This window comes from Argonema galeatum A003/A1 (genome assembly GCF_023333595.1).
In the GTDB taxonomy this organism is placed as follows: Bacteria; Cyanobacteriota; Cyanobacteriia; order Cyanobacteriales; family Aerosakkonemataceae; genus Argonema; species Argonema galeatum.
On record NZ_JAIQZM010000018.1, the window covers coordinates 18,512 to 34,978 of the forward strand.

The following is a 16,467-nucleotide window of genomic DNA, read 5'->3' on the forward strand; positions in this document are numbered from 1 at the left end:
CAGCTATACTTTCAAGAGTTAAAGCCGGACGATCGCTAAACGAAGATGTACAGCCAGATACTATTAAAACCCGATGGTCGCCAACTCACCTTATATAGCAGGTATCCTATCGAACAGGGAATTATAGCGCCCAGCCCCAGCAATGAGCCAATTCAAGCAAATCCACACCTGCGTTGGCATCCCTTACGGGGAGAATGGGTTGCATACGCCAGTCATCGTCAAGGGCGCACCTTCATGCCGCCGCCCGAATATAACCCCCTGGCACCTACCAAAGATCCTGAATTTCCCACCGAACTCCCCCAAGGACGATACGATGCGGCAGTTTTTGATAACCGCTTTCCCTCAATGAAGGTGACTGCACACAATCCGCCTGCTAGCGTTGTGGAAACTATCCCGGCAAACGGTGCCTGCGAAGTGGTAGTGTTTACTCAAGATCCGCAAGCTTCTCTGGGTTCGCTGCCACTGGATCATCTGGAATTGGTATTGCAAGTTTGGGCTGACAGAACCCGCATACTGGGAGAAATTCCCCAAATTCAGTATGTATTGCCCTTTGAGAATAAAGGTGTGGAAATGGGAGTAACTTTGCTGCATCCCCACGGGCAAATTTATGCATATCCCTTTGTGCCATCGGTTCCGGCAAAGATGTTGGAGATGCAGCAGAGGTATTATCAGGAACATCGGCGGGGATTGTTAGAAGATTTGATTCAAAAGGAGATTGTAGATAAGCAGCGAATTATTTATTTAGATGAAGATGCAGTTGCTTTCGTCCCCGCCTGCGCCCGTTACCCTTACGAAGTTTGGGTTGCCCCGATACAACCCGTCGCTACTTTTGTAGATCTTAGCGAAAAGCAGCGTCTAGCAGTTGCCAAAGCTTTAAAAACTGTTCTTCTCAAGTATGATGGTTTGTGGAATCGCCCTTTTCCTTATTTAATGGCTTGGTTCCAAGCACCTACAGATGGCAATCCCCATCCAGAAGCACACCTGCACGCAGAATTTTATCCACCTTATCGGACAAAAGATCGTTTGAAATATCTGGCGGGAACTGAATTGGCAGCAGGAATGTTTGCTAATGATGCGCTTCCAGAAGAAAAGGCGAAGGAATTGCAGGCGGTAGTCGTAAATATAGTTTCAATTCCCGATCGGGATTTAAGGTTAGATCCCGCTGCTGAAGATTGAATATTAACCATAGATGAGTTGCTTTTGTCAAATCTAAACGGCGGTGCCTTCATGAATGCTGTAAACGAAGAAGTATCCTCCAAGCTGGAGTTAATCCGCAACTCGGTGAGTAAGATTGGGGCGATGGGTGTCCGTTTCAAGGGAACAGATTGGTTTGCTTGGGCGACTGCTGGTGGTTCAAATACGGTGTTGCTGACAGCTGAAACGGGTGTGGCGGAAGTGTTGGTAACTGCTGAGGATGCGTGGGTTTTGACTGATGAAATTGAAGCCCAACGTTTAAAAGATGAGGAACTTCCGGCAAATTTCAAGTTGCACATCCATCCTTGGGCAGATGTTGCTGCCCGCGAATCTTTTGTGCGGGAAGTAACGGAGGGGGGAAAGGTTTTAAGCGATCGCACTACTAACCAAGAAGGTTCGTTGCCTTTATCGCTTTTTAAGCACAAACGAGTAATGATGCCAAGGGAATTGGAGCGATATCGCCGCGTGGGGCGTTTAGCCAGCGAAGCTATGACAGAAGTGCTTTCAAAAGCCAAGCCTACATGGACAGAATACCAGTTGGCAGGTATGGGCGCAAAGGCGTTGTGGGCGAGGGGGTTGCATCCGGCGCTGACTTTGGTAGCTGGCGAGAGGCGTTTGCCACTTTATCGTCATGCTACACCCAGCAAGGAGCCGATCGGAGGGGAAGCGATGATGGTGTTTTGCGCTAGGGGATATGGTTTGTATGCAAATCTTACCCGATTTGTTTCTTTTGGTGGGATGAAACCGGAACACTCAAAATTGCACGCTTATCTCCGCGAAATTGAAGCGGAAGCGCTGAATTTGTGCCAACCTGGAACGTCTCTTAATACTATATACGATGCGTTCAAACAAGCTTATCAAAAATACGCATATCCGAATGCAATTCACGAACATCATCAGGGGGGAACTACCGGATATCTAGCGCGAGAAATTGTGGCAACTCCTTCTACTAGCGATACTCTGGCAGAAAATATGGCTGTGGCGTGGAATCCCAGTTTACCTGGTGCCAAGATTGAAGATACTTTTGTGATTTTTAAGGATGGAGAGTTAGAAAATCTGACTTTAGATCCAAAATGGCCTAATGTTGAGGTTGAAGGAAGATTGCGTCCTTTACCTTTGGAGGTTGGATAATGAAACCATGACAAACTTTGAACATATATTCGCTGAAATACCAGAAACAGAAGCCAGTGCGACAGGACGAGTTAACCTACTTGGCGAACACACTGATTACAATGATGGCTTCGTGATGCCAACGGCTATTCCCCAAAGTACGACGGTGCAATTGGGTTTGAGTATGGATGGACAGCATCATTTCTACTCTGAAAATTTAGACGAACGGGTAACAGTTTTAGAAACGAATCATACGCCGTCTGGGTTCGCCAGTTATATCTTTGGCTGTCTGCAACTTTTGGAGAAAGAAGGATACACAATACCGCCTCTGAATGTATACGTTAAATCTTCCGTTCCTATAGGTTCGGGTTTGTCTAGCAGTGCTGCTTTGGAAGTGGCGACGCTGAGGGGAGTGCGATCGCTCCTCGATCTCCCTATTGATGATATCCAAATCGCGCAACTCGCACAACAAGCCGAAATTATTTATGCTGGCGTGCAATGCGGCATCATGGATCAAATGGCGTCAAGCCTAGCCGATACCGAACATATCCTATTTTTGGATACCCGCACGCTTGAGCGTCAAGTCTTGCCTTTCCCCAGTGGTGCAGAAATTGTCGTGATGGATAGCGGTGTACCTCGTACTCTAGCAACTAGCGGATACAACCAGCGTCGTGCCGAGTGTGAGGAAGCTGCACATCTGCTGAGAGTTAAAGCTTTGCGAGATATCACCGATCCGAATATAGTGGAAGAATTACCCGAACCGCTGCGGCGTCGCGCTCGTCATGTTGTCACCGAGGATAACCGAGTTCTGGAAGCTTTGCAAGGAGTTTCGGCACAGCGTTTTGGCGAATTGATGAATGCTTCTCACGCTAGCTTGCGCGATGATTACGAAGTTTCCGTACCAGCACTGGATACGCTGGTGGCGATGTTGCAAGAAACTCCGGGAGTATTCGGCGCAAGACTGACTGGTGCTGGTTTTGGGGGTGCTTGCGTTGCTTTGGTGGAAGTTGGGAGGGGAAGTGCGATCGCAATAGACGTACTCCAACGATACAACAGCGCCGGGAACAACGGACGCATCCTAGTTCCACAAGTCAGTTAGTCTATCAGCAGCAAACAAAAAATTGACATTTTGTATAGTTTTAGTTATAACATTAATACTAACTAAAACTATATTGCTCTGGGAAATACTTACTCCATTAGACATCTTCTTTCAAAGAATGTAGAGACGTTGCATGCAACGTCTCTACAAGGGTTACAGGTAACGCACCTTTAATTTCTGGAGAGGTCTATTAAAAATTCCCAGTCCCCATAAGATGATATAGCAACCGATGAAAGTCGGTTAGGACATTCTGAATTCCACCAAACGTTGGCGGATTCTAAACCCTTCTGACCCTAGTCCCTAGTCCCTAGTCCCTAGCCCCTAGCTATACTATGCACGCCTTAAAGATTCGACGAATCGGTAATTCTTTAGGAGCAACCTTGCCTAAAGAAGTCTTGCAAAAGCTGAATGTTGGAGAGGGAGACACCGTTTTTTTAACAGAAACAGCAGATGGATTCCAGATCGCTGCTTACGATCCAGATTTCGAGGCAGCGATGCAAGCATTTGCTCAAACCCGCAAAAATTACCGCAATGCTTTGCGTGAGTTAGCTAAATGAAAGAACCTCGTTGGGTTCCAGAGTCACATGAGTGATATCGTTAAATTTTCTATTGTCGTCGGGGGTTAAATTTTTACCGCAGACTTCGACGTGAGCGCTCAGTCGAACGATGAAGACAGATGAACGCAGATAAACGCAGATAAGAATAAGAACACAAATTTTTTAGGTAACCGATGCGTAAGGACATGATATTATTTGTCGGTTGTCTGTTGCCAAATAATCTTTACTAAGACCAATGACTAAAGACTAATAACCAAAAACGCCGTGTGCCCAACCAAGGTGGTTAGGCACACAAGAACGGCATTGTCGAATTTATCAAGTCTCGATCGTCAGAAACTAGGACGAAGAGTGAACAGTTAACTAACTAAGGTGGACAATTATTGCAGCCTTCTATAACGGCTTTTCGCATTATTTTGTCTTACCAGACAGTTGGTTTGGCTTTGCTCTACAATTAAGAGCGTTTGGCCACTTAATGGGTATGCCTTTTGTTTTTGCTGCAACTGGGTCTTTGACCGGGGATACCTTGTCTTGACCCTTTGGGTTGTTTTCTTTGGTATCCACTATTAAATTAACATGACATTTATTGGGTGGGAACAGGTTTTAACTGAAATTTACGAGTCTTTACACTACTTAGTAATTGGTAATTGGTCATTGGTCATTGGTGATTAGTCATTGGTGATTAGACATCTCCTTTCAAAGAATGTAGAGACGTTGTATACAACGTCTCTACAAGGGTTACAGGTAGCGCACCTTTAATTTCTGGAGAGGTCTATTAGTCATTAGTAATTCTCCCCAATCCCCAGTCCCCAGTCCCCGCGTCCTCAACAAAATGTAAAAATTAGAATGTTGACCGACACGATTCCCATATAGATCCATGCCTTCCTCTCCCCAGTACCTCAGCGGTAACGAAATTCGCCAAACATTCCTAGACTTTTTTGCCCAGCGGGGGCATCAAATCCTGCCCAGTGCCTCCCTAGTGCCAGAAGACCCGACAGTGCTGCTGACGATCGCTGGGATGCTACCATTTAAGCCCATCTTTCTCGGACAGAGAACACCAGAATTTACCCGCGCCACCACATCCCAGAAGTGTATCCGCACCAACGATATCGAGAATGTGGGTAGGACGGCGAGACACCACACTTTCTTCGAGATGCTGGGTAACTTCAGCTTTGGAGATTATTTTAAAGAACAAGCGATCGCGTGGGCATGGGAACTGTCAACGGAAACCTTTGGATTGGCCCCAGAACGCCTCATCGTCAGCGTCTTCGAGTCAGACGACAACGCTTTTGCCATTTGGAGAGACAAAATCGGTATCCCAGCGCATCGCATTCAACGGATGGGAGAGGCGGACAACTTCTGGGTGTCTGGCCCCACCGGCCCTTGTGGCCCTTGTTCGGAAATTTACTACGATTTCCACCCAGAACTGGGCGACGACAACATCGATTTAGAAGATGGCACCCGGTTCATCGAGTACTACAACCTGGTGTTCATGCAGTACAACCGGGATGCCAACGGCGCACTGACGCCGCTACAAAACCAGAACATCGACACTGGAATGGGTTTGGAGAGGATGGCGCAAATCCTCCAAAAAGTGCCGAACAACTACGAAACTGACTTGATTTTCCCGATTATCAAAACGGCGGCTGAAATTGCCGGGATTGATTACGATCGAGCTGATGAGAAAACCAAAGTTTCTCTCAAAGTAATTGGCGACCACGTTCGCGCAGTCGTCCACATGATCGCCGATGAAATTCGGGCATCAAATGTGGGTCGCGGTTATGTGTTGCGGCGGTTAATTCGTCGCGTTGTGCGTCACGGGCGACTGATTGGAATTGAGGGAGAATTTACAACTAAAGTAGCCCAGAGTGCGATCGAACTTTCCGAATCTGCTTATCCCAACGTGCGTCAACGGTCAGCGCAAATCAAAGCAGAACTGCAAAGAGAAGAATCTCGCTTCCTCAAAACGCTGGAACGCGGCGAAAAACTGCTGGAAGAAATTCTCGATCGCCTCAAACAGCAAGGGAAAACGCAAATCGACGGACGCGATGCCTTTACTCTTTACGATACTTACGGTTTTCCAGTAGAACTAACTGAAGAAGTTGCCGAAGAACACGGACTTACTGTAGATAAAATCGGCTACGCAGCGGCGATGGAAGAACAAACGCAGCGTGCTAGGGAAGCCCATGAAACTATCGATTTAACTGTACAAGGTTCTCTCGATAAGTTAGCCGAAAATATCCAAGTTACTCAATTTTTGGGTTATAGCCAACCTGTCAGTCAAAGCGTTGTCGAAGCAATACTCGTAAATGGCAAATCGGGAGAAGAAGCGGAAGCGGGAACACAGGTGCAAATCGTTTTAGATAAGACGCCATTTTATGCGGAATCGGGCGGACAAATAGGCGATCGCGGTTACATTAGTGGCGATGACATTTTAATCCGAATTGAAGATGTCAAAAAAGAATCGGATTTCTTCGTACATTTCGGACGCATCGAACGCGGTACATTGCGCGTAGGAGATCCCGTCACCGCCCAAATTGACAAATCTTGTCGTCGTCGCGCCCAAGCTAATCATACCGCAACTCACTTATTGCAAGCGGCGTTGAAGAAAATAGTCGATGATTCGATATCCCAAGCTGGTTCCTTGGTTGCCTTTGACAGACTGCGTTTTGACTTCAATTGTCCGCGTGCATTAACAGGAGAAGAAGTGCAACAAGTTGAGGAACAAGTTAATACTTGGATAGCGGAAGCACACGCTGCTACAATAGAAGTTTTACCGCTGGCTGAAGCGAAGGCAAAAGGTGCGATCGCTATGTTTGGCGAAAAATACGGCGATGAAGTGCGAGTGCTGGATTTTCCCGGCGTTTCGATGGAACTTTGCGGGGGAACTCATGTCAGCAACACTGCTGAAATAGGCGTTTTCAAGATTATTTCCGAATCGGGTGTAGCTTCGGGAGTAAGACGCATTGAAGCAGTCGCTGGGCCATCTGTTTTGGAATACTTGAACGTGCGAGATAAAGTGGTGAAAGAACTTAGCGCCATTTTTAAAGCCAAACCAGAAGAATTGCCCGATCGCATCAACAATCTGCAAAACGAACTAAAATCAACTCAGAAACAATTAGACGCACTGAAAGCAGAACTTGCGATCGCCAAATCCGACCAATTCCTATCACAAGTCGAGACAGTTGGCGATTACAAAATCCTCGTTGCACAGCTGGGAGATGTTGACGCCGAATCCCTCAAAACAGCCGCAGAAAGATTACAGCAAAAACACGGGTTAGCTGCTGTAGTATTAGCGTCAGTTCCTGAAGCACAAAAAGTAAATTTTGTAGCACTTTTTAGTCCAGATGTCAACAAAAAAGGGTTACAAGCTGGAAAATTTATTGGTGCGATCGCTAAAATTTGCGGTGGCGGCGGTGGCGGACGACCCAACCTAGCTCAAGCTGGCGGACGCGACCCCAGCAAGTTACAAGAAGCCTTAGAAATAGCTCGCACTCAGTTGCTTGACAGTTTACAAACGTAAATTTGGACATTGCTAATCCCTGATACCAAATCCGGGATAAAAACCCCCGTTATCCATAAGTTGGGTGAAGCATTGCGGTAGAAAGGCTTTGGTTAGGGGAATACACTTATTGCCGCAATGCTTCACCCCTACACTTCACACTATAAAGGGGGTAAATAACCCGGATTTGGTATGACAATAACTTTTGGGTGCGTTACACTGCGTTAACGCACCCAACTTTTTTTGCAGGATGCGCTCAGGGTTTGGCCGTATTTTAAATTAAATTCATCTACAACCTCAAATCTTAAATTTGAAATTACCTTTACTAATTTCATGAAACTGCGTCAAAAGACACTGCTGGTTATTGGTCTAAGCCTGGTAGGGCTAGTTGGGGTTTTGTATGCCACCGCATACATCCATCTCATGAAGCATACCCAAGACTTGGAGGTAGATTACACTACCCAGGGAGTGAAACGTGCCTTAGATGCCTTGGATGAGGATGCTAGCAACTTGAGCGTCTTGGTTCGCCAGTTAGGTGCTTGGGACGACACCTACAACTTCATGGCGGATAGCAACAAACGCTATCTCAAAACGAATCTTTCTAAACAGACTTTATCAGATTTTAAGCTTAACACAACCCTATTAATCAACTCTGACCGTCAAACGGTTTTCAGCAGAGGCTTCGATTTCAAGTATCAGAAAGGGATTCCCGTATCAAAGGGACTGCAACAGCATTTGACAGCTAGCAGCCTTTTAGTGCAACACGCTACACCAAAAACCAGTCATGAGGGAATCGTTATATTACCAGAAGGGCCATTGCTGATTGCCTCTCATCCGATCGTCACCAACAAATTCAACGGCCCAATTCGCGGCACGCTGGTCATGGGACGCTACTTAAACGCTGACGAAATCAAGCGTTTAGCCACTTTGACCCAGTTATCTATAACTATCCATAATTTAAATAATGTACAGCTACCTCCCAACTTACAGGCAATGACTACCGCCTTGGCAGAAAAAGAGAAGCAAAAGGAACTGGGAGAAATCCCAAATCCCAAATCCCAAATCCAAAATGGGAAGATTCTCGTCCGACCGCTAGATGAAAATGCGATCGCAGGTTATACCATATTGAAGGATATCTACGGCAAACCCGCTTTACTAATGGAAGTGCAATTCCCAAGAATTATTTACAACCAAGGAAAAGCTAGCCTAATTTATCTCCTATTATCACTCCTGGGAGCAGGTTTTGTGTTTGGGATTGGCAATCTATTGCTATTAGAAAAAATGGTTTTGTCGCGGTTGGCTAGTCTCAGCGATGGAGTCAAAAGCATTGGTACAAGCGGCGATCTTTCCTTGCGCGTATCCAGCGCTGGAGAAGATGAATTGTCCAGTCTGGGAGGGACAATTAACTGGATGCTAGAAACATTAGAATTTTCTTTAAAACAACTGAAATCGGAACAAGAAAAAGCCGAACACCTACTGCTAAATATATTGCCATCAGCAATTGCAGAGCGGTTGAAAAAAGAAGAATCTATCATTGCCGATAGCTTCCCCGAAGCCACTGTTCTATTTGCTGACATCGTTGGTTTTACCAAACTGGCAGCTCGGACATCTCCGGTTGAACTGGTAAGCTTACTTAACCAAATATTTTCCGCATTTGACCGACTGGTTGAACTGCATGGGTTGGAAAAAATTAAAACAATAGGCGATGCTTATATGGTGGTTGGAGGCTTGCCCAAACCACGGCCCGATCACGCCGTAGCGGTCGCTGAAATGGCCCTTGATATGCAGGAGGCAATCAAGCAATTCAACGTTGCAAATAACGTAGATTTCAGTATCCGAATTGGCATCAACACCGGGCCTGTTGTCGCCGGAGTCATAGGTATCAAAAAGTTTATCTACGATTTGTGGGGTGACACTGTTAACACTGCTAGCCGCATGGAATCTCATGGTGTGGCAGGCGGTATTCAAATGACAGAAGCAACTTACAAGTGTTTAAAGGACAAGTTCGATTTTGAAAACCGGGGTGTAATCCAGGTAAAAGGCAAAGGAGACATGACCGTTTATCTACTCGTTGCCAAGAAAGCTATAGCTAGGGGCTAGGGGAAGAAGGGGCAGAGGGGCAGAGGGGCAGAGGAGCAGAGGGGCAGAGGAGCAGAGGGGCAGAGGAGCAGAGGAGCAGAGGAGCAGAAACATGAAAATGTGATTTTTTGAACAAAAGCATCACAACTCCGAAACAGCCAGAATTTCAGGAATCATCTCATTTGTCTTTGTAGCTGTAGGTAACTTATCAGCAGACTCAACAAATATGAACTTTTCCTGGTTGAAATCCTCAAAGAAATGCTGGATTTTTGCTTTTTGGTTTTACCTTGCTCTTTTAATGACGATATCTATCTCAGCATACTTGAAAGTTCTCCCCGTTAAATCCTCCACCATCCCTTATTACGATACAATAGGCCATTTTATATTGTTAGGTATGGCAGCCTTCTTCGCTCATCTAGCCCTAAACAAACGAAAAATTTCTGTCTGGTCTATTTTAATACCGCTGGCTCCACTTCTAGTGGCAATTAGTTGTATAGCTGATGAGCTGCTCCAGACACTTTCACCTAACCGAAGTGCTAGTTTTTACGATCTAGCAGCTGATTGGGTGGGCATCGCGATCTTTTATTTATTAGCAGAACGAGTAAAATTGCAAAAGTCACTAGGTGAGGAAAAATCATGAAATGTCCTGCTTGTGAAAATCAGTTAACCCAGATAGTTGCTGGAAGTATAACGGTTGATGCTTGTGAAGGCGGTTGCGGCGGAGTTTGGTTTGACAGATTTGAACTTCAAAAGGTTGACGAACCACACGAGTCAGCTGGGGAAATTCTTCTGGCAATTCCCAAAAATGAACATATCGAAGTCGATGAAAATAAAAAGCGGCGTTGCCCCAGGTGCATAAATGTTGTGATGATGCGCCACTTTTTTAGCGTCAAAAGACAGGTTTTAGTTGATGAATGTCCTAAGTGTGGAGGTTTTTGGTTAGACAGTGGGGAATTGGCTAAAATCAGGAGTGAGTTTAGTTCTGAGACAGCCAAAGAAGCGGCGGCAGAACAATATTTTTCCGAAATTTTACAGGAATACGGACTGGAAAGGTAACCTGGAAACAAAGATGGGGGAAAGCTGCGATCGCCAAATTCAGAAAAGACCGCTCAACTAAATAAACTCTTCAGAAATTTTGCTTGCTTTGTTCCAGCTACTATGTTATATAGTTTGGATTTATTTCTGCTACAAATGAACACCCTCTGGTGTAGAGACGTTGGTTTCATATAATGGGTACGTTGTTGCGCTTTAGCGCTCAAAGAGCGCTAAAGCGCAACAACGTACCTTATAACTAGCAACTTACAGCGCTTTGCGCTGTTATGAGGTACAATAGCAGCAACGAGCGAACCAATTTCTCAAATGTTGAGGATTGATTAAATGGAGAGCTACCTTGATGATTCTGTCAACCATCAAGGTGTTAGTGGGAGCGAATTTACGCAAAAAAGATTTGAGTTGTGACCACCAGAGTTCAATGGGATTAAAATCTGGAGAGTAGGGAGATAAACAAATAACACTTGCACCTACAGCTTGAATCATAGGCTCAATAGATGCTAGTTTATGGGCGGGTAAATTATCCATGACTACTACCGCTCCCGGCCATAACTGAGGACATAAAAACTTTTCAATAAATACAGCAAATGCTTTGCCATCCATTGAGTCATTCATTGTCATTAATGCCAGCACTTTATTAATACTAATTGCGCCAATAGCTGTCACTTTAGCAGCCCGATAAAATGGTTTTAGTTCGGTTACTCTTGTGCCTGGATAGGAACGAGCATGAGTTCTGGTCAACCCTAGTAGAATGCCAGTTTCATCCAAAAATACGAGATTTTCTGGCTGAATATGTTTGATTTTTTCCCAATACTCAACTCTCAATTTTCGGACTCTTTCTGTCGCCGCTTGGCTGCTGTACCAGGTTTTTTTTTGCGATTTAAGCCTAATTTTTGTAAATAGCGGCACATGGCCGACTGACTCACCCAATTTCCGGTTTTAGAAGCAAATAATTCACATAATTCTGCTAATGTTGCATCTGGATGTTCTGCTACTAATGCTTTGATTTCTGGTTCCGCATTGGTCAGGTGGCTAAATTGTGGTTTTCCCGTTTGTTTGGGCTGTAAATTTCCTTCTGTTCGTTGAAGATTCACCAACTTTTGGACTAAACTTGTACTGACAGCAAATTGGGTAGCTACTTTCCTGATTGACATCTTTTCTACCAAATGGGCTATCACTATTCTTTTGCGAAACTCAACCGAATACGCTTTCATTACCTTTGGCTACAAAATGATATTTTATTGTACCTCATAACAGCGCAAAGCGCTGTATGTTACTACAGATGTAGAGAGGTTTCATGAAACCTCTCTACATCTGTAGCTTGTCTGCAAAAAGTTAAAATAGAAGCAGATTGATTATTGCTATGCCTCAATTTGTTAGCTCATGACAACCGCTACACCAGTTAAAACTCAGTACGAAGCCGTCATCGGTTTAGAAACCCACTGTCAGCTTAGTACCGACACTAAGATTTTCTGCAATTGTTCTACCGAATTTGGCAGTCGCCCAAACCAGAACGTTTGCCCAATTTGCATGGGTATGCCGGGAGTGTTGCCAGTACTCAATGAGAAGGTACTGGAGTACGCCGTCAAAGCTGGGATAGCCCTCAACTCTGAGATTGCACCCTATAGCAAATTTGACCGCAAACAGTATTTTTATCCCGATTTGCCTAAAAATTACCAAATTTCTCAGTACGACCTGCCTATTGCCGAGCATGGTTGGCTGGAAGTTGAATTGGTGGATGAAGCGGGTAAAGTTAGTCGCAAAAAGATTGGTATCACTCGCCTGCACATGGAGGAAGATGCGGGAAAGTTGGTTCACGCGGGTAGCGATCGCCTTTCGGGTTCTACTTACTCTCTGGTAGACTTCAACCGCACAGGTGTAGCTTTAGTAGAAATTGTCTCAGAACCGGATATGCGATCGGGCCTAGAAGCTGCTGAATATGCCCAAGAATTGCGCCGCATTCTGCGCTATTTGGGTGTCAGCGACGGCAATATGCAGGAAGGTTCCCTGCGTTGCGATGTGAATATCTCCGTGCGTCCGGTGGGACGAAAAGAGTTTGGCACGAAGGTAGAGATTAAGAATATGAACTCCTTTAATGCCATCCAAAGGGCGATCGATTACGAGATCGATCGGCAAACTCAAGCCATAGAAGCCGGTGAGCGGATTGTGCAAGAAACTAGGCTGTGGGAGGAAGGCAGTCAACGCACTATCAGTATGCGGATTAAGGAAGGTTCCAGCGATTACCGCTACTTCCCCGAACCCGATTTGGCTCCCATTGAGGTGTCATCTGAGCAGCTAGAGAAGTGGAAGTCGGAATTGCCAGAACTCCCGGCGCAGAAACGACACCGCTATGAAAGTGAATTGGGCCTTTCTGCCTACGATGCGCGGGTACTGACAGACGATCGCTCAGTGTCCGAATATTTTGAAGCCACTGTCGCCGCTGGTGCCAATTCCAAGCAAGCGGCTAACTGGGTGATGGGCGATATCAGTGCCTACCTCAACAACGAAAAACTCAGCATCGCCCAAATTGCCCTCAAACCGGACACCTTAGCTGAACTGATTTCTCTGATTGAAACAGGAACCATCAGCGGCAAGATTGCCAAAGATATTCTACCGGAGTTGTTCTCTAGTGGTGGTTCGGCTAAGGAACTGATCGATCGCAAGGGATTAACCCAAATCTCGGATACTGTAGCTCTAGAAACCATCATCGATGAAATCTTGGCGGCAAATCCTAAAGAGCTAGAACAGTACCGCAACGGCAAAACCAAGCTGCTGGGCTTCTTTGTCGGACAGGTGATGAAGAAAACCTCCGGTCGAGCCGATCCCCAGCTGACCAACCAACTTCTGGCCCAAAAGTTGAAATCTTAGTCTCAACTTTATAAAAAGGGGCTAGACTTCACCAAGAAATTACAATAGGGGGTGTCACCCCTCACCCCTATACCGTTATAATCGTGTATGTAGATGCACCCTGATGATCGGGAGAGTCGTCCATCCAAGCGACTCCCCTTTTTTTTTTTGAGGGGCTAGTGCCGCTACGCGGAAGTCAAAAGTCAAAAGTCAAAAGTCAAAAGTAAAGAATGGAGAGGGGGAGCTTTTTCTCAGTTAGATAATTAGCGATCGATACCATAAGGCGTTATATCATTTCCGTTTAGGTAGTCACAGTATCGTAGAAAATATGCAAAGAAGCTCTGTTCAAGCTCCCCCACTCCCCCAGGCGCGGTCTTAGGGGGAGTATGTAAACGGAAGCGATATTACACAAGCATGGGTTGAATTGACTGAAAATCGCTCACAGCAAGAGTTTATTCAATTCTTTAATCTAAAATCTAAAATCTTTAATCTAAAATCTAAAATGGTATGATCCCCCCTGGAAAGCAAAAGGCTGGAGGGGAAAGTTATGACAGAATGGCAGGAAATCAGCGGTAGCGTGACAGCACCCAGGGGGTATCGTGCGGCGGGGATTACGGCTGGACTGAAAGCTTCGGGATTACCGGATTTGGCTTTGATTGTGTCGGATGTGGAGGCGATCGCAGCTGGAGTATTCACCACCTCTGTTGTACGCGCCGCGCCAGTGGATTACTGCCGTCAGCGCCTGCAATCTAAACCAGGTGCCAGCGCTATTCTCTGCAACGCTGGACAAGCGAACGCCGCCACAGGTTCCCAAGGTTGGATTGATGCGATCGAATGCGCCCAAAATTTAGCTCAAATACTGAATATTCCCTCAGACTCTATCTTGCTAGCATCTACCGGAGTCATCGGTCAGCGGATTAAGATGGATGTGCTGAAAGCAGGAATTCCTGAACTTGTCGCCGCCTTATCGGAAACGGGAGGCGATTCAGCTGCAAAGGCGATCGTCACCACAGATTTAGTGCCAAAATCGATCGCCCTAGAAACAATGATGCACGATCGCCCAGTCCGAATCGGGGGAATTGCCAAAGGTTCGGGTATGATTCATCCCAACATGGCGACAATGCTATCTTTTGTAACTTGTGATGCAGCAGTTTCTCCTTCCCTGTGGCAGCAAATGTTGAGTCGCGCCGCCGATAAAAGCTTCAATCAAATTACTGTTGACGGCGATACCAGTACCAACGACACCTTAATTGCTTTGGCTAACGGACAATCTCGCACACCCGCGATTACCGAAATGGGCCCAGAAGCAGAAAAGTTGGAGGCCATGTTAACAGCAGTTTGTCAGCATTTGGCAAAAGCGATCGCACGGGACGGCGAAGGTGCCACCTGTCTCGTTGAAGTAGTAGTTTCTGGCGCAACTGATGACAAAGCGGCGCGTCAAGTTGCCAAAACGATCGCCGGTTCATCTCTAGTTAAATCAGCTATTTTCGGTCGCGACCCCAACTGGGGAAGAATTGCAGCAGCGGCGGGACGTGCTGGTGTCTCGTTCGATCAAGAAAATTTGCAAATCAAATTAGGTAATTTCTTACTAATGGAAAACGGACAACCTTTAGCATTCGATCGATCTGCTGCTAGTGCCTATTTGAAAACAGCAGCAGCTGGTGCTTATTTGAAAGAAGATACCGTTTTAATTTCAGTAAGTATTGGCAATGGAGGTGGTTTTGGTAAAGCTTGGGGATGCGATTTGACTTACGACTACGTGAAAATTAACGCCGAGTATACAACGTAAATTGGATGGTAGTCAGTAGTCAGTTGTTCGTTGCGATCGACTACTGACTAAAATTAAATTGTAGGCTGGATTACCTTGTGCAAACCTTTTTATGGACGGCGCATATCCTCCAAATTTATAGTTCCGAATGCTTCACTTTTACAAATGACAAATGACTAAATCAGCAGATATCGGTAGCAAACGTTTAATTAGTTTAGCACCCGATGCTTGGGTGAAATGGGTAACGCAGTCCCCCAATATAACAGCGCGAGATATTCTTACCTCTGAGTTCCAGTGGATTAGTCGGGAGGGCGATGTAATAGTAAAAGCCTACAGTCCACAAATCGGCGAGTTTTTAGTGCTGAACGAGATCCAATTGCGCTACAATAATCGGATGCCTTTACGAATGCGAGCTTATGCAGCACTGGCAGAGGAGCGATACAACTTGCCAGTCTACCCGGTACTGATTAATATTTTGCAACCAACACCGGGAGTGGTTATAGCTAGAGGCTATGAATCGCAGGTTTTCGGATTAAGAGCAACTCAGGAGTATCGCGTAATTAATCTCTGGGAAGTAGATGCCCAAACAGTTTTTCAACAACAGTTAACATCTTTGCTTCCCTTTGTACCAGTGCTGAGAGGCGGTAGTGAGGAAGCAGTAGTGCAGCAAGCAGTCCAACTTTTACGTGCTGATGAACAGTTGAATGAGTTGGAAAACCTATTAGCTTTTTTTGCTACCTTTGTATTGGAAACTCGTTTAGTCCAGCAAATTATGAGGTGGGATATGGCTGTTTTACGAGAATCGCCTTGGTATCAAGAGATTTGGAGGGAAGGAGAACAACGAGGATTGCAGCAAGGTTTACAACAAGGTTTACAACAAGGTTTACAGCAAGGAATCTTGTCAGCTATTGAATTTGGTTTGGAGCTAAAATTCGGTAGTGAGGGATTACAGCTATTGCCGGAAATATCTCAGATTTCGGATGTGAATGTATTGAAGGCAATTCAGGAAAGACTCAAGACGGCGAATAGTTTGGAAGAGGTGCGCCAAATTTATCGAGTAAGTGAAATTTGACCATCAGTGTGAGGTTAGAAACCCGGTTTTTTGAAAAAACCGGGTTTCTATTCTGGTGCTTATCCGAACAGATTCGTAGGTTGGGTTGAGGAACGAAACTAGGGCAAATTCGTTGGGTTTCGTTCCTCAAACCAACCTACAAAGAAATGGCGAGGGTATTGTTCAAAAAACCGGGTTTCTATTCTGCTGCTT

At 45.5% G+C, this 16,467-nt stretch carries 13 protein-coding genes; 11 read left to right on the forward strand and 2 right to left on the reverse strand.

Going from position 1 to position 16,467, the window contains the following annotated elements:
- Window positions 1-45: 45 nt before the first annotated feature.
- The 8 genes from galT to LAY41_RS18630 all read left to right on the forward strand — a co-directional run bounded on the left by galT (window position 46) and on the right by LAY41_RS18630 (window position 10,594).
- A complete protein-coding gene (gene galT, locus LAY41_RS18595; protein WP_249101251.1) occupies window positions 46-1,176 on the forward strand; it encodes a galactose-1-phosphate uridylyltransferase in 1,131 nt (376 codons plus the stop codon).
- A gap of 24 nt (window positions 1,177-1,200) precedes the next feature.
- Window positions 1,201-2,325: a M24 family metallopeptidase gene (locus tag LAY41_RS18600; protein ID WP_338023018.1), complete on the forward strand. Its 1,125-nt coding sequence runs from the start codon at window positions 1,201-1,203 to the stop codon at window positions 2,323-2,325.
- A 7-nt stretch (window positions 2,326-2,332) separates the two neighbouring features.
- Entirely contained in the window at window positions 2,333-3,403 is a 1,071-nt protein-coding gene (gene galK, locus LAY41_RS18605; protein ID WP_249101254.1) for a galactokinase, read from the forward strand.
- Between the two features lie 332 nt (window positions 3,404-3,735).
- Window positions 3,736-3,960, forward strand: coding sequence for an AbrB/MazE/SpoVT family DNA-binding domain-containing protein (locus LAY41_RS18610; protein ID WP_249101257.1), 225 nt, complete (start codon window positions 3,736-3,738; stop codon window positions 3,958-3,960).
- Between the two features lie 874 nt (window positions 3,961-4,834).
- The gene (gene alaS, locus LAY41_RS18615) at window positions 4,835-7,480 is read left to right on the forward strand and encodes an alanine--tRNA ligase (protein ID WP_249101260.1); all 2,646 of its coding nucleotides are present in this window, start codon (window positions 4,835-4,837) and stop codon (window positions 7,478-7,480) included.
- A 312-nt stretch (window positions 7,481-7,792) separates the two neighbouring features.
- On the forward strand, window positions 7,793-9,559 hold the full coding sequence (locus LAY41_RS18620; RefSeq protein ID WP_249101265.1) for an adenylate/guanylate cyclase domain-containing protein: 1,767 nt from the start codon (window positions 7,793-7,795) through the stop codon (window positions 9,557-9,559).
- A 277-nt stretch (window positions 9,560-9,836) separates the two neighbouring features.
- Window positions 9,837-10,178 carry a VanZ family protein gene (locus tag LAY41_RS18625; RefSeq protein WP_249101268.1) on the forward strand — a complete coding sequence of 114 codons (342 nt, stop codon included), beginning with the start codon at window positions 9,837-9,839 and terminating at the stop codon, window positions 10,176-10,178.
- Entirely contained in the window at window positions 10,175-10,594 is a 420-nt protein-coding gene (locus LAY41_RS18630; RefSeq protein ID WP_249101271.1) for a TFIIB-type zinc ribbon-containing protein, read from the forward strand. Before LAY41_RS18625 ends, LAY41_RS18630 begins: the two co-directional genes overlap by 4 nt.
- A gap of 261 nt (window positions 10,595-10,855) precedes the next feature.
- Here the strand turns inward: LAY41_RS18630 and LAY41_RS18635 are convergent, their stop codons facing one another.
- Together LAY41_RS18635 and LAY41_RS18640 are read right to left on the reverse strand one after the other, a co-directional pair.
- Window positions 10,856-11,497: an IS630 family transposase gene (locus tag LAY41_RS18635; protein WP_249101274.1), complete on the reverse strand. Its 642-nt coding sequence runs from the start codon at window positions 11,495-11,497 to the stop codon at window positions 10,856-10,858.
- Window positions 11,410-11,742 carry a helix-turn-helix domain-containing protein gene (locus LAY41_RS18640; protein ID WP_249101277.1) on the reverse strand — a complete coding sequence of 111 codons (333 nt, stop codon included), beginning with the start codon at window positions 11,740-11,742 and terminating at the stop codon, window positions 11,410-11,412. The genes LAY41_RS18635 and LAY41_RS18640 overlap by 88 nt, the downstream gene beginning before the upstream one ends.
- 229 nt (window positions 11,743-11,971) lie before the next feature.
- Here LAY41_RS18640 and gatB point away from each other — a divergent pair, with 229 nt between their 5' ends.
- The 3 genes from gatB to LAY41_RS18655 all read left to right on the forward strand — a co-directional run bounded on the left by gatB (window position 11,972) and on the right by LAY41_RS18655 (window position 16,275).
- On the forward strand, window positions 11,972-13,456 hold the full coding sequence (gatB, locus tag LAY41_RS18645; RefSeq protein WP_249101280.1) for an Asp-tRNA(Asn)/Glu-tRNA(Gln) amidotransferase subunit GatB: 1,485 nt from the start codon (window positions 11,972-11,974) through the stop codon (window positions 13,454-13,456).
- Window positions 13,457-13,982: 526 nt separating this feature from the next.
- Complete coding sequence (gene argJ / locus LAY41_RS18650) at window positions 13,983-15,224, forward strand: bifunctional ornithine acetyltransferase/N-acetylglutamate synthase (RefSeq protein ID WP_249101283.1); 1,242 nt, start codon at window positions 13,983-13,985, stop codon at window positions 15,222-15,224.
- Between the two features lie 151 nt (window positions 15,225-15,375).
- Window positions 15,376-16,275: an Rpn family recombination-promoting nuclease/putative transposase gene (locus LAY41_RS18655; RefSeq protein WP_249101286.1), complete on the forward strand. Its 900-nt coding sequence runs from the start codon at window positions 15,376-15,378 to the stop codon at window positions 16,273-16,275.
- The last annotated feature ends 192 nt before the right edge of the window (window positions 16,276-16,467 follow it).

Excerpts from the sequence above, each read along its gene's own strand:
- galT (WP_249101251.1), top strand. The coding sequence starts at position 46 with ATGTACAGCCAGATACTATTAAAACCCGATGGTCGCCAACTCACCTTA.
- galK (WP_249101254.1), top strand. The coding sequence starts at position 2,333 with ATGACAAACTTTGAACATATATTCGCTGAAATACCAGAAACAGAAGCC.
- LAY41_RS18610 (WP_249101257.1), top strand. The coding sequence starts at position 3,736 with ATGCACGCCTTAAAGATTCGACGAATCGGTAATTCTTTAGGAGCAACC.
- alaS (WP_249101260.1), top strand. The coding sequence starts at position 4,835 with ATGCCTTCCTCTCCCCAGTACCTCAGCGGTAACGAAATTCGCCAAACA.
- LAY41_RS18620 (WP_249101265.1), top strand. The coding sequence starts at position 7,793 with ATGAAACTGCGTCAAAAGACACTGCTGGTTATTGGTCTAAGCCTGGTA.
- LAY41_RS18625 (WP_249101268.1), top strand. The coding sequence starts at position 9,837 with ATGACGATATCTATCTCAGCATACTTGAAAGTTCTCCCCGTTAAATCC.
- LAY41_RS18630 (WP_249101271.1), top strand. The coding sequence starts at position 10,175 with ATGAAATGTCCTGCTTGTGAAAATCAGTTAACCCAGATAGTTGCTGGA.
- LAY41_RS18640 (WP_249101277.1), bottom strand. The coding sequence starts at position 11,742 with ATGTCAATCAGGAAAGTAGCTACCCAATTTGCTGTCAGTACAAGTTTA.
- gatB (WP_249101280.1), top strand. The coding sequence starts at position 11,972 with ATGACAACCGCTACACCAGTTAAAACTCAGTACGAAGCCGTCATCGGT.
- argJ (WP_249101283.1), top strand. The coding sequence starts at position 13,983 with ATGACAGAATGGCAGGAAATCAGCGGTAGCGTGACAGCACCCAGGGGG.
- LAY41_RS18655 (WP_249101286.1), top strand. The coding sequence starts at position 15,376 with ATGACTAAATCAGCAGATATCGGTAGCAAACGTTTAATTAGTTTAGCA.